Source organism: Paenibacillus ottowii (assembly GCF_006874425.1).
In the GTDB taxonomy this organism is placed as follows: Bacteria; Bacillota; Bacilli; order Paenibacillales; family Paenibacillaceae; genus Paenibacillus; species Paenibacillus ottowii.
The window spans coordinates 270,211-283,191 of sequence record NZ_VIJZ01000006.1; the positions used below are offsets into that span (position 1 = coordinate 270,211).

General features: G+C 46.5%; 14 protein-coding genes. 7 read left to right on the forward strand and 7 right to left on the reverse strand.

All coding sequences use genetic code 11. The features are described from left to right. Positions 1-13: 13 nt before the first annotated feature. On the reverse strand, positions 14-1,003 hold the full coding sequence (gene trpS, locus FKV70_RS16090; RefSeq protein ID WP_064798053.1) for a tryptophan--tRNA ligase: 990 nt from the start codon (positions 1,001-1,003) through the stop codon (positions 14-16). A 451-nt stretch (positions 1,004-1,454) separates the two neighbouring features. On the opposite strand from trpS, the gene FKV70_RS16095 reads away from it, so the two are divergent. Further along, the gene (locus FKV70_RS16095; RefSeq protein WP_142613475.1) at positions 1,455-2,426 is read left to right on the forward strand and encodes an aldose 1-epimerase; all 972 of its coding nucleotides are present in this window, start codon (positions 1,455-1,457) and stop codon (positions 2,424-2,426) included. Positions 2,427-2,514: 88 nt separating this feature from the next. Beyond that, on the forward strand, positions 2,515-2,751 hold the full coding sequence (locus FKV70_RS16100; protein ID WP_063209584.1) for an alpha/beta-type small acid-soluble spore protein: 237 nt from the start codon (positions 2,515-2,517) through the stop codon (positions 2,749-2,751). Between the two features lie 117 nt (positions 2,752-2,868). Here FKV70_RS16100 and FKV70_RS16105 read toward each other — a convergent pair whose 3' ends face one another. Next, positions 2,869-3,270: an O-methyltransferase gene (locus FKV70_RS16105; RefSeq protein WP_142613476.1), complete on the reverse strand. Its 402-nt coding sequence runs from the start codon at positions 3,268-3,270 to the stop codon at positions 2,869-2,871. A gap of 260 nt (positions 3,271-3,530) precedes the next feature. Beyond that, positions 3,531-5,318: a M3 family oligoendopeptidase gene (locus tag FKV70_RS16110; RefSeq protein ID WP_142613477.1), complete on the reverse strand. Its 1,788-nt coding sequence runs from the start codon at positions 5,316-5,318 to the stop codon at positions 3,531-3,533. A 98-nt stretch (positions 5,319-5,416) separates the two neighbouring features. Between FKV70_RS16110 and FKV70_RS16115 the strand changes: the two genes are divergently transcribed. Further along, positions 5,417-5,587 (forward strand): YycC family protein, encoded by a 171-nt coding sequence (locus FKV70_RS16115; protein WP_081276877.1) that lies wholly within the window; start codon positions 5,417-5,419, stop codon positions 5,585-5,587. Further along, the gene (locus FKV70_RS16120) at positions 5,584-5,820 is read left to right on the forward strand and encodes a hypothetical protein (protein WP_063209590.1); all 237 of its coding nucleotides are present in this window, start codon (positions 5,584-5,586) and stop codon (positions 5,818-5,820) included. Before FKV70_RS16115 ends, FKV70_RS16120 begins: the two co-directional genes overlap by 4 nt. A gap of 92 nt (positions 5,821-5,912) precedes the next feature. Here FKV70_RS16120 and FKV70_RS16125 read toward each other — a convergent pair whose 3' ends face one another. Beyond that, on the reverse strand, positions 5,913-6,623 hold the full coding sequence (locus FKV70_RS16125) for a DUF2225 domain-containing protein (protein ID WP_208738415.1): 711 nt from the start codon (positions 6,621-6,623) through the stop codon (positions 5,913-5,915). 42 nt (positions 6,624-6,665) lie between these two features. Further along, complete coding sequence (locus FKV70_RS16130) at positions 6,666-7,043, reverse strand: globin domain-containing protein (RefSeq protein WP_063209594.1); 378 nt, start codon at positions 7,041-7,043, stop codon at positions 6,666-6,668. 413 nt (positions 7,044-7,456) lie between these two features. Here FKV70_RS16130 and ylbJ point away from each other — a divergent pair, with 413 nt between their 5' ends. Next, complete coding sequence (gene ylbJ, locus FKV70_RS16135; protein WP_063209596.1) at positions 7,457-8,755, forward strand: sporulation integral membrane protein YlbJ; 1,299 nt, start codon at positions 7,457-7,459, stop codon at positions 8,753-8,755. Positions 8,756-8,821: 66 nt separating this feature from the next. Next, entirely contained in the window at positions 8,822-9,625 is an 804-nt protein-coding gene (locus FKV70_RS16140) for an NAD kinase (RefSeq protein ID WP_063209597.1), read from the forward strand. Between the two features lie 141 nt (positions 9,626-9,766). Here the strand turns inward: FKV70_RS16140 and FKV70_RS16145 are convergent, their stop codons facing one another. Both FKV70_RS16145 and lipA read right to left on the reverse strand, forming a co-directional pair. Then, complete coding sequence (locus tag FKV70_RS16145) at positions 9,767-10,669, reverse strand: YutD family protein (protein ID WP_142613479.1); 903 nt, start codon at positions 10,667-10,669, stop codon at positions 9,767-9,769. A gap of 24 nt (positions 10,670-10,693) precedes the next feature. Next, positions 10,694-11,596, reverse strand: a complete 903-nt coding sequence (lipA, locus tag FKV70_RS16150; protein ID WP_063209602.1) for a lipoyl synthase — start codon at positions 11,594-11,596, stop codon at positions 10,694-10,696. 247 nt (positions 11,597-11,843) lie between these two features. Between lipA and FKV70_RS16155 the strand changes: the two genes are divergently transcribed. Then, positions 11,844-12,953: a M23 family metallopeptidase gene (locus tag FKV70_RS16155; RefSeq protein ID WP_063209604.1), complete on the forward strand. Its 1,110-nt coding sequence runs from the start codon at positions 11,844-11,846 to the stop codon at positions 12,951-12,953. The last annotated feature ends 28 nt before the right edge of the window (positions 12,954-12,981 follow it).

Sequence of the window (12,981 nt, forward strand, 5' to 3'; positions counted from 1 at the left end):
GCTTCAATAGGCTCTAGCGTACACGTGGTAAAAAGCCCATGCGCTCTTTGACCGCAGACAGCGTGATTTCAGCAGTTTCTTGAGCACGCTCTGCGGATTGGGCCAAAATATGTCCAATTTCACCGGATTCCCGGATTTCGCGATAGCGTTGTTGAATCGGTTCCAGCATAACTACAACCGTCTCTGCCAGTTCCTTTTTAAATGTCCCGTACATTTGTCCTTCATAACGATCCTGTACTTCTTGGAGCGACAAACCGGAACACTGGCTGTAAATGCTCATTAGATTACTAATCTCCGGTTTATTGGCCGGATCATATTTAACTTCACTGCCCGAATCGGTAGTGGCGCGGCTGATTTTTTTGCGTATAACTTTCGGATCGTCCAGCAGCGCAATAAAACTGCCTGCATTCGGGTTGCTCTTGCTCATTTTTTTGGATGCATCATCCAAGGACATAATTCTTGCCCCTACTTCAGGGATATACGGCTCGGGAATCGTAAAATAATCTCCATAACGATGATTAAAACGGCCCGCCAAATCCCGTGTCAGCTCCAGATGCTGTTTCTGGTCGTCGCCTACTGGGACAAGATCTGCATTGTAGAGCAAAATGTCAGCTGCCATCAACGACGGATATACGAACAGCCCTGCTCCTACGGAATCCTTGCCAGCAGCCTTATCTTTAAACTGAGTCATACGCTCCAGCTCGCCCATATTCGTCAGTGTCGTCATCAACCATCCCAGCTCAGCGTGCTGAGGAACATGGGATTGTAAAAAGACGTTGGACTTCTCTGGGTTAATACCCGCTGCGATAAATAATGCCGCCACCGCCTCCGACTGCTCGCGTAATTGAGCTGGTTCCTGCGGTACGGTAATCGCATGAAGATCTGGAACCATAAAGTAACATTGGTGATCCTCTTGCAATTTGACAAAGTTTTTCATAGCGCCGATGTAATTGCCCAATGTAAGTTGTCCACTAGGCTGAATACCTGAAAGTACAGTTTTCATCTTTTTCTCCTCCGTTTTTCCCAATATTTTAGAACGCAAAAAGGCCCCGCATCCTCAAGGGACGCGAGACCGTGGTACCACCCTTATTCATTGCGCCAGCCTGTTAGTCGTCGGAGCTATTCCGTGGCCGCCTACAATCTTAAAGCTCCGTTAACGAGGAGCAATCGGCCGTCATACTGAGGAAAGTAAACTCCTGTTCTGTGCGGCACTCCAAGGTCCATTCAGCAGTGCAGGCTCACCGATTCTCATCCACCACCGGCTTTCTGAAGAGCTAATGCAAAAGCTTACTTGTCCTCATCATCGTGTTATCCATGTCATTTCTTTCTAAGCTACATTAATGATAATTCCGCATACTATTATTGTCAAATGACGATTGTGCCATATGGTCAAAAATCTGTTATCATAATGACACGAAGCTTCAACCGATTATAGTGGACAAAGGAGCATGGATATGAAACAAGTGACCAAAGAACACTGGAACGGTTACGACACGTATGTTTTACATAGTGGTGAATTGGAAGTTACAATGATCCCTCGTCTGGGGAATAATATTATCTCCGTGCGTGATCTGAAGCTGAACCGGGAGATCGTACGTCGGCCTGGCGAAGAAGAATTGGCATTTTATTTACAAAAGCCATATCATTTTGGCTTACCTATTTTGATTCCTCCAGGACGAATTCGCAAAGGACAATTTGAGTTTGACGGTGTCCCCTATCAATTTGACCGTAATACAGCCAATGACAATCATATACACGGTCTGCACCGCAATCAATCCTGGTGTTGCAGCGATATTGAAGAGGATGAAGAAGGTTGCAGTGTAACAACCGAGCTTCTGACTGAAAGCGATCCACACTGGATGGAACAATACCCCATTCCTTTGCGGCTGGAAATGACATATCGTTTGCAAGGCACCGTATTAAGTCAAACACTGCGTGTGACAAATCTAGGTGAAAAAACAGCACCCTTCGGCTTGGGATACCACACCTGGTTTATGGTGGATGGAGAGCCCGAGCGTTGGCGCTTGAAGCTGCCAGTGAATGGAGTATACGAGCAGGATGCTGAGCAGTTGCCTACAGGTGTCATTACTTCTTTAGATTTAGATCGTTTAGAGCAACTTCCCTCAGGTCTATCTCTGAAAGAGACCAATTTAGATACTCTGCTGCGAGCAACGGAAGAACCAGCTGAGGCTATTTTGACTCGTGATGACGGCTATCAAATCCGCTACACCGCAGATGAGCAATACTTTAAGTATTGGGTATTATATACTAAAGGTGAATGTGATCAGTATTTCTGCATCGAGCCTTATACTTGGCTGCCCGATGCTCCCCATTTCTCCGATCCTGTCGGGGAAGCCGGATTAATTCGTCTGGAGCCGCAACAATCCATCGACCTCAACACTCAGATTCATATCGTACATCCTTAATCTTCCTATAGTCACTTTTTCCTTCGGCGCATATTTTCATATCTCTGTCGCATACTAACCTCATCACAGCCGAAGGAGGTGACTACACATGTATGAATCCAACCAAGGCAGAGGACGTCGCAGCAATACTCTGGTTGTTCCTCAAGCCAACAACGCACTGCAACAATTGAAATATGAAGCTGCACAAGAACTGGGCATCACCATTCCGGCAGACGGTTACTATGGTGATATGCCGTCCCGTGAAGCTGGTTCTCTGGGAGGCTATATCACTAAACGCTTAGTACAGCTGGCCGAACAGCAATTATCCGGTCGTTCAGGTCAATAAGCGTCATTATTCCACATGAGCATTCCGTTATCGTAATTTACAAAAATACGTTATAACGGGTATATAACAAAGGCGGTCTTCATATGAAGACCGCTCTTTACTTTGCTCTTTTAATGATTATTCAGATTTAGCCGCGCGATATGTAGGCTTGTTATAGCGGATCATGAGATTCGCCATGTTGTAGTTGGATTCTAAGGTTGCATCTACCAAGATCGTCCCTTGTCTGACGGCAAAATCGAAAGCAATCTCACCATGAGTCCAGCTGCGCTTGTGATTTAGTGTTTCCAGGGCCATACGCCGAAACTCTTCCCGATGCTGAGCAGATAAGCCTGGTTCTACTGCTGCAAATGTGCCGCCTTTACCTGCAATTGGATTATGCCGAATCCCAAATTTCCCAACTACATTGTTTCGTATTTGCACAAATACGATGCCTGATGATAAACCCGCCAGTTCATGATCCATTTCTTTAAAAACGATATCCATCTGCCTCGCCAACGACAATTGTCCTACTTCATCCATCTAAATACCCTCCCATATGCCTTATATAAAAATTTTTAATAGGTCTTACGGCTCAATTATATGCGAAGGTTTTTAAGCTTACAATCAAAATCAACATATTTGGGTATTTATAACTATTTTCTAAGTATATCCATCATTTTAAAATTCGCTAACAGGTAGTGTCATTTACACTTCGACATTTTGTGACTTTATTCATCATCCTTTGCAAGAATCACAAAAAAGGCCCCCCCTTACGGGAGACCTTTTAAAATGTAACTTCATTATTGGGTCATTTGCAAAAATTGCTCAATATCCTGAACAGTAACTTGCGCAGCATTACGCCAGAAGTCAGCCTGTGTCAAATCGGTACCCAAGTGCTTGGAGGCCAGTTCTTCTACTGTCATGCGACCTGTATCACGCAGTAAAGCATCATATTGATCGGCAAATCCATCTGGATTTTCCTTCGCAAAAGCGTAAATCCCTGCACTGAACATATACCCAAATGTGTATGGGAAGTTGTAGAAAGGAGTGTCTGTAATATAGAAGTGCAGCTTGGAAGCCCAAAAATGAGGATGAGCCTCATCCAGAACATCACAAAACGCTTCACGCTGCGCTTGTTCCATCAGTTCGCTTAATTGCTGTGCTCCTACCACACCTTTTTTTCGCAGTTCATAAAAACGGGTTTCAAACAGGAAACGGGCATGAATGTTCATAAAGAAGGCTACACCACGCTGAATTTTATCCTCCAACAAAGCTACCTTCTCCTGGCCCTCGGCAGCTTCCAGCAAAGCATCGGATACGATAAGTTCCGCCAGCGTCGATGCTGTCTCAGCCACGTTCATCGCATAATTTTGATTTAATGGATGCAATTCATTCATCACATGCTGATGATAACCGTGTCCGAGCTCATGGGCCAGTGTCGAAACGTTGGACGGTGATCCGGCATAGGTCATAAAAATTCGGGTTTCTTTGCTTAGACGCAGAGATGTACAAAATCCACCTGGACGTTTGCCCGGACGATCCTCTGCTTCGATCCAGCTTTTCTCAAAAGCCATTTGGGCAAAGTCTGCCATTCTTGAGCTAAATTTACCGAACTGCTCAACAATCGTTACGGCAGCATCGTCGTAAGGGATTTTAGTGGTCGATGCTCCCAGCGGAGCTTCAATGTCATGCCAGGACAGTTTCTCTAAGCCCAGCAGTTTGGCTTTCCGCTCCAGATATTTGACTGCAATCGGCTTGGTCTCATTAATCACCTGCCACATCGTATCCAACGTTTGGGCTGACATACGGCTGATTTCCAGCGGTTCCTTGAGCACGTCTGTCCAGCCTCGGTTTTCATATAGCTTGAGACGGAAGCCTGCCAGATGATTCAGTGTATCCGCACAATAGTCCTCGACCTGAGTCCATGCCGCTTCCCAACGTGCAAATACATCTTTACGTACGCTGCGATCTGCTTCATCCAGCTTATTAGCTGCCTGACCTACAGACAAGTGTACAATCTCCCCATTTTCAGGCACTGGGATCGTCATATTTTTGACAATGGTATCATAAAAGTCACCCCAGCCGTGGTATCCATCCACTGCCAAATCAAGTGCAAGGCTCTCCAGTTCTGGAGCCATTTTCTCACGCGCTTCGTTCCGGTATTCGGTCAGGACAAAAGAAATCGGCTTGATCGTTTCGCGCTCCATCCATTTCTGCCAAATGTCTTCACTGGTTTGCGCCAGCAAGTTCTGGAAAGCGACTAAGGCACTTTTCCCTTGGGCATACAAAGAATTGACACGCGCCCCCAGTTGAACTGCCAGCTTGTCATGCTGATTTTGAGCAGTTAAACAAGATACAAACGACCCCGCCTGCGATGTCCCATTAAACAGCTCCTGTATGCTATTCAGGACACTATCCAGACGCTCAGTATCCAACACCGTTTGAGGCACTTTGGCTACCTTAAGCTGGGATTGCAGCTGTTGGACCTTGCTCTCCAGTTCATCCAAAAATGCGTGAAATGAGGCGGAGGAGGAGCCTCCGCTAAAAATAGATTCCAGATCCCATGTTTGCTTTAACGGGGTTTTCATAATAGTTCCACCTTTCTTTTTTGGCGAATTCATGTGGTTTCATATACAATAAAGCTACAGCGTGATGGTACTATCACTACAATTAGGAGGAAAACAAGATGAGACCCTTACAAATTTCGCCGGAAACGGCTGTGAAATTATCCGAAAAACTCGGCATTCCGCTGGAACACCTTATGCATACACCCCAGCACATTTTGATGCAAAAGCTGGCCGAACTGGCTAAAGAAGAAGCCGCTGACCCGAACGGCGGAGAATCGGACAAATCATGATTCCTTTTGATAAAACCTGGCCTTATGACATTGTCATGGGGGATGTTTATGTACAGTCCTGTCCGTTTTGCAATCATGATAACGTCTTGCTGCCCCTGAAGCCCAAAGAGCTTAAGCTTATTCATGAAGGCATGAAAAAGCTGCTTGTGTTTCCATGCTGCCACAACAAGGTTACTTTGGTGGATTGTGACGACGATTATTTGCTGTCAGATACCACCTTGCGCCGTCATTAATTCATGAGACAGTTGCAGGATAAGATAACTTGCTTTACAAACAAGGTGTGAACCATGAACCGGGACCGGTCATAGTACACACCTTTATTTCTTCAAGAGGAGCTTGCGTTTTGCATTTCCTCAGGTAGCTGGTAATTCTTTGCCAGCATTTGTTCACGCAGTACGGTCCACTGTTCACGGGAAGCTCTTATCATCGCCGCATCCATAATTTTCTTGTCATTAATGACACGCGAAAACCAGCGTACTGCTTCATTAAAATCGCCTGTACGTCGATGCAGTTCACCAATCAGATAAAGCAGTTTGGCATTATTCGCGCCGACGCCCTCCAGCTCATAGACTCGAACGTAGGAATCCAAACTAAATTTGAGAAAGCGAAGCTCCTGCTCCTCATTTCCCTGGTATCTGTACATCCATGCAATATGCTGCAATAGACTGGCTACTACGCGTTCCTTTTCTCCGATGACCTGCGCACAAAGTAAACCCAATTTGTACGTTTCTAACGCCTCTTCCCAGCTACGATGCCCGCTATATTCGCGAGGCTGCCAGCGGTTACCAATTTTATCCTTAAATAGCTTGGTTTGCTGATCGCTTAACTGAGCGGTAGAGTGTTCTGTCGAGGTAAATCCACAATGAGGACAGACCCGCACGACATAAAAATCCGGATTTTCGTTCTTATAATAAGCACAAAAATCTGAATCAGTACGAATGGCCTTCTTTAGGCTTGGTCTGACACGGGATGTCTGAAATTCTTGTTCGCACTGCGGGCAGACGATTTTGATCTGATATAACGGTTCAAGTTCCAATGTTTTTACAACCCTCTCCAAAATTCGGCAATCCCCGAAAGCTTACGGGGTATTTACAAAATGATGCGCAGGACCGGACAAACGACTAAGTATGATTGAACGAAGCGGCTCTTCAATTCCCGTATCCGTTAACGCATCTGCCATACAAGACAACCATGCCTCTGCTCGCTCCTCTGTCACGGGAAACTTCATATGTCTGGCACGTAACATCGGATGACCATATGCATCAGAAAAGAGGGACGGCCCTCCAAAAAACTGGCTCAGGAACATAAACTGCTTTTCCTTGACCGGCTCCATGTCTTTAGGAAACAGGGGACTTAACAACGGATTTTTATAAACTCTCGGGTAGAAGGCCTCAATAATAGCACGAATACCTTCCGCACCCCCAAGGTTGTCATAAATGCTCAGGCTAGGATTCACTTTTCCTCCAACTTTCTGTGCTATGGCAATAAATATACACTTGTATTATAACAAAAAACAAAAAATGACGCTAAAAATAAGCGTCATTTTATCAATTTAACATATGAAGAGACTTGCCTCACTACACATAGCTTTGTTATTCCATGAATACCCACTAATAACTCCGCCAATCCTCTTCACCGGGATGGACGAGAGAGGCACGAATGACATACACAAAAGCACATACAAACAGACCGGCAACGATACTCATCCTGATCACTCCATCCTTAAGGTTATGGAATCGTTGTTTTTTTATTTTAACATACTCTTTACAAAAAAACAGCATTCCATGTAATCGTTTTCTTTACTTTTCTTGTACTCTTTGTCCATCCTCGACATAGGTATAATAGTACAACTCCAAAGGAGGGGCCTCTATGTCGCTGTACCGCCGTTACTCGCTTCCTTTGCTCATCCTTATACTGTTATTCCTATTCATACTGATGGCCGCATATCCGCAATCTTCTTTGAATGCAGGGCTTCGCGGTCTTGCCATCTGGTGGGATGTGCTGTTCCCGTCTTTATTCCCGTTTTTTGTTATCTCCGAGCTTCTTCTCGGTTTCGGAATTGTTCATTTCATAGGTGCGCTACTGGACCCGCTGATGCAGCCCCTATTCCGTGTACCTGGCTGCGGAGGTTTTGTCGCTGCAGTCAGCTGTGCATCCGGTTACCCGATTGGAGCCAAATTAACCGCTAAGCTATGGGAGCAAAAATGGATTACACGCATTGAAGGAGAACGCTTGGTCGCGTTTACGACCTCCTCTGATCCGATATTTTTGATCGGTGCAGTTTCTGTCGGTTTCTTCCATAAACCTGAAATTGCACTCGTCCTCGGAGCAGCTCATTACGGTGGCGTACTCATCATTGGATTGCTCATGCGCTTCCACGGTTCCCGTTCAGATAAATCCGATACTCGCAGCGAACGCTCTCACACCTCCCAGAAGACCTGGTCAAAGTCTGATAACACAATAACAGCGGTTCGTAATAAGCAGCCGGGACCACTTCGCCAAGCGTTATCTGCCATGCATACAGCACGTTTGGAAGATGGCCGTCCATTGGGTGAGTTGCTTCGTCAGGCGATTGCTTCGTCCCTACGCCTTATTATTGTCGTAGGAGGGCTGGTTGTATTCTTCTGCGTTATTTTAGAAGCCTTGACGAACTCTGGCTTAATGAGCGGGCTTCATCTGCTTACGGCAAGCCTACTGACTACATGTGGCCTTCCTCCTGCATTAACAGAGTCCATCGTTGGTGGTATTTTTGAAGTCACTTTAGGTGCGCAAGCTGCCGGTGAAGCCGCAGCAGCGGCTTTACCGTTCAAGGTAGCCGCAGCCGCATTTGTTCTATCGTGGGGCGGGCTATCGGTTCATGCACAGGTTGCAAGCATTTTAAATATGACGAACCTCCGCTACATGCCATTTTTACTGGCCAGGGCTGCTCACGGGGTCATCTCCGCACTGCTGGCTCTCGTGTTATGGCGTCCATTAATGGGACAGGGAAGCTCCCCTGTTTTTTCTCCGATACACGATATCACATGGTCCCCTGGCTTCTCGTCCGCCATACTGCTGCAAAGTCTACTGTTTCTTGCCTGTATACTGGCGGGAATGCTGGCTCTCTCCTGGTTAAGCGTGGGTACAAGTCGCTTATTCATACGATGGAAAGGAACGCACCGGCAATGAACGATTGTGTTCTTGCTCATAATTGATTATGATCGGTATATACCCATGACAAAGGAGCTTTTCATCTTGAGATATTATGTTCTGGATCGCGGGGATCAGCACTCCATGGACTTGAGTCAGCAATTTCACCGTCTTGCCCAAGAAAAGAATTTCAAGCTGGATGCCGAATCGCCGGAAATCGTCGTGTCTATTGGAGGCGATGGTACGATGCTTCATGCGTTTCATACCTTCATTGACCGCATTCCGGATATTGCCTTTGTTGGTGTACATACCGGTCATCTGGGCTTTTACGCCGATTGGCGTGCGGACGAGCTGGAAGAGCTAATCGACCTGATGAGCCAAAGCGGGTCTGAGGGACCGCTTAACCCGAGAATCGTTAAGTATCCACTGATTGAGTTGGAAATTCACAAGAAGTCGGGCAATGCTTCTTATATTGCTTTGAATGAGTTTACGTTAAAAGGGGTAGATGGCACGGTCGTTGCCCAAGTAGATATTAACGATATCACCTTTGAAATGTTCCGTGGTGATGGTATATGTGTTTCTACCCCTTCAGGAACGACCGCCTATAACAAAGCACTTGGCGGTGCTATGGTTCACCCTACCATCGAAGCATTGCAATTGACTGAGATCGCTTCCATTAATAACCGTGTATATCGGACATTAGGATCACCACTGCTACTGCCAAAACATCATCATTGTGATATTTTTTCACGGAAAGATCAGCGGCTTTTACTGACAGTAGATCACCTGAACTTTCCTGTGGATGACTTAATCTCTGTTCGATGTCAGGTAGCAAGCCAGAAAATCAGCTTCGCCCGTTACCGTCCTTTCCCCTTTTGGGATCGGGTACGCAACGCTTTTCTCAATTAGAGCCTGTAAAAGAGCCAATCCTTGGCTCTTTTTTTAATTCATCGGGAGAGGACATTAGCCTCACTTTAAAACATGCAAAAAGTTGGTCATAAACAATCGGCGGCTTGAGAGAAACTTATAAAGAAAACGGCTCCTGAAAATTCAGGAACCGTTTTGCTGTGGAGATGGGAATGTTTTATTTTTTTTGCTACCTTCAGTTCTGTCGGCTTTGGCTGTTGTTTGCGTCTGACGCTGACCCTCAGGCTCACGCGAGACACGAACTTGCCGTCCCTCCCGATTTTCCTTTGGTTGGCGCTCATAGCGTGGCCCACGCGATTCCCTTTTATCGAAATTCCCTTGTGAATTACGCTGCCTCCGTGGTTCTCGGGCTTGCTGCCCTTCCCCCGAACTTCGCCCATCCTTTGCTTCGCGCGGTTCCTTTGACTGGCGCGAATCACGTGCTTCACGCTGCCGGTTGCCTTCACGTCCTTCTCTGGATGGACGACTGTCACGAGCTTCATGCGGCTGCCGTTCACGTACTTCCTGAGCATCCTTCGGTTCCCTGCGTTGCAGCTCGCGTGATTCGCGGGCTTCTATAGGCCGTTCGACTCGTGACTCCTCTGTAGCTGTGGAATCCTGCTGCGGATGCGGCCATTCCGTTTGTCCAGCTGTCGTCGGTTGCCGTACTTCTTGGCGCTCTTCGGCTTCTGACGCTTGTTCCCTTTGAGCATCTACCAACTGCTGGATATCAGGAGGAACGAAGTCATCAGTGGTACCGTTCTTATTTTCCACTTCACGGCTTTTTTGCAGCACAAAATAGGCACAACCAAAATTACAGTATTCATTAATGTAATCGTCCAATACCACAATGGATGTATCCTTATTGGCTTTAGGATGCCCTTCTCGATAAAACCCCTTCAAGCGCAGCTGATTGTATCCCCAGTCGCCAATAATATAATCATAGCGATCCAACACTTCACTATATCGATCACGAAAGGCTTCGGGATTCCACCCGTTCTTGTGATCCTGCAACACTTCATAGTTTTTACCACCGATTTGAAACAAGCTATTCTAACCGCCTTTCCCGGATCAAGCCTGCGAAAGGGCGCTTTCTTCCTTATGCTGAGCGGCCGACTTCACCTGCTCATGCGCTTGGTAGGAGCTGCGGACCATTGGACCGGATTCGACGTGGCTGAATCCTCGTTGTAATCCCTCTTCCTTTAACTTCGCAAAATCTTCCGGTGGATAATATTTTTGCACAAATAAATGTTTCTCGGACGGCTGCAAGTATTGACCAATTGTCATAATGTCACAATCGACTTTGCGCAGATCATCCATGGTTTGCAAGATTTCATCCCACTCTTCTCCGACACCTAACATGATGCTTGATTTCGTTGGAATAGCCGGATTTAATTGCTTTGCACGTTGAAGCAGTTCAAGAGAGCGGTGGTATTTTGCTTTAGCCCGAACCTTGTCGGACATGCGCTCCACCGTTTCAATATTATGATTCAAAATATCTGGCTTGGCATCCATGACGATTCGCAGCGACTCAAGGTCGCCCATAAAGTCGGGAATCAATACTTCTACACTGCAAAAAGGCAATCGGCGGCGAATCGCACGAACCGTTTCTGCAAATATGGTAGCGCCCCCGTCTTTCAAATCATCGCGGGCCACACTGGTTACGACACAGTGTTTTAAATTCATGTTCTCAGCCGCTTCCGCAACGCGTTCAGGCTCCTGCAAGTCCAGTTCCGTAGGCATTCCCGTATTTACTGCGCAAAAACGACACGCACGCGTACAAATATCACCCAAAATCATAAATGTAGCTGTCCTGTTGGCCCAGCATTCATATATATTAGGGCACCGTGCCTCCTCACATACGGTATGTAATGTCTTGGAACGCATCATGCTCTTGATTTCCTGATAGTTATCGCCTGTCGTAAGTTTAATACGAATCCAATCGGGCTTTGCTTCCTTCACTTTTTTAGACAATGAATAGACCTTCTTTCTGATAAGCTTAAGCTGTCATTGCCATACATTATAGCATGAAAGCCATGGAAAAACCTCCATTCATTGTTCCCTTTTTGATATGACATTGATGCCGAAAAAAGTAAACGCTTGAGATGGATAAAAGCGACCGAGATGGCTCAATCTAAGCAAAAGCGCCCTATTTACCCTATTGAACACGGGTCAAAAATTTTGCCGGGCGGTTAAACCCTGTTAGAGGAGGTTGGTTTACGTGCCTTACCCTACGCAGGCAGTCCGCGCTGTTCGTCTGTTATCGCTGCTATTATGTGCAGCTACCCTGACAACGGCCTGTCCGCTTCCTGCTCATGCCTTTGCCGAGCATACAAGGTCCTCGTCAGCCGGAAATAACCTGACAGCAACGAATCGGGATGCTTCACATGCTTCGTCTTCAATATATACGTCCAGACTTGCTTTATATCAATCCATCGAAGCCCTGACGGGAATCCCTTGGTATAGATTGGCTGCCATCGACCAGTATGAACGCACACTTACAGTGGCTCATCCCAAAGACCGCAAGCATGCAGAGCGGATCATAGGTATTTTTGTAACGGGTCCGGTATGGTCCGGTCTGTTGAACCCTGATTCAGAGGACCAAAATCCGCATTCCATTGAACTATTTTCCGGGCTGGGACAGGACGGCTCAGGCGATGGAATCGCCGATCGCAATAATGACAAGGATTTGCTGTTCAGCATTGCTTCTTATCTCGGTAAATATGGAAATAGCGAGGATGAATTTGGTATTGCCGTGTGGGAATATTACCATAACAGCCGCGCGGTTCAAAGAGTTCAGCAGTTTGCCAAGCTGTATCAGACGTATGGCAAGCTTGATTTGGTCAGACAAGCTTTTCCGCTCCCTCTAAGCAGCATTTATAGCTACCGCAGCACTTGGGGAAGCCGTCGCAGTTGGGGCGGTTACCGTATACATGAGGGCACTGATTTGTTTGCTGGCTATGGAGTTCCGGTTCGCAGCACTTGCTATGGTGTTGTTGAAATAAAGGGCTGGAATCCCTTCGGAGGCTGGCGAATCGGGATTCGTGATCTCAACAACCGCTATCACTACTATGCACACCTTTCCGGCTTTGATAAAAACGTTCATAACGGAGATATCGTTACGCCGGGTCAGACGGTTGGCTGGGTAGGAAGCTCGGGCTATGGAAAACCGGGTACCCAAGGCAAGTTTCCACCGCATCTGCATTATGGTATATACCGGGACAATGGCTGGACAGATTGGTCCTTTGATCCATATCCGTTATTAAGACAGTGGGAGCAGAACGAACGTAAAGCACTCAAATCAGGAAAAACCAAAGGGGCCTCCTCGTAGGACACTTTGGTTTTTCCTGTTACCCCCT

What these genes read in the sequence shown, in the direction of transcription:
- trpS (WP_064798053.1), bottom strand. Translation starts at nt 1,003, where the DNA reads ATGAAAACTGTACTTTCAGGTATTCAGCCTAGTGGACAACTTACATTG.
- FKV70_RS16095 (WP_142613475.1), top strand. Translation starts at nt 1,455, where the DNA reads ATGAAACAAGTGACCAAAGAACACTGGAACGGTTACGACACGTATGTT.
- FKV70_RS16100 (WP_063209584.1), top strand. Translation starts at nt 2,515, where the DNA reads ATGTATGAATCCAACCAAGGCAGAGGACGTCGCAGCAATACTCTGGTT.
- FKV70_RS16105 (WP_142613476.1), bottom strand. Translation starts at nt 3,270, where the DNA reads ATGGATGAAGTAGGACAATTGTCGTTGGCGAGGCAGATGGATATCGTT.
- FKV70_RS16110 (WP_142613477.1), bottom strand. Translation starts at nt 5,318, where the DNA reads ATGAAAACCCCGTTAAAGCAAACATGGGATCTGGAATCTATTTTTAGC.
- FKV70_RS16115 (WP_081276877.1), top strand. Translation starts at nt 5,417, where the DNA reads ATGAGACCCTTACAAATTTCGCCGGAAACGGCTGTGAAATTATCCGAA.
- FKV70_RS16120 (WP_063209590.1), top strand. Translation starts at nt 5,584, where the DNA reads ATGATTCCTTTTGATAAAACCTGGCCTTATGACATTGTCATGGGGGAT.
- ylbJ (WP_063209596.1), top strand. Translation starts at nt 7,457, where the DNA reads ATGTCGCTGTACCGCCGTTACTCGCTTCCTTTGCTCATCCTTATACTG.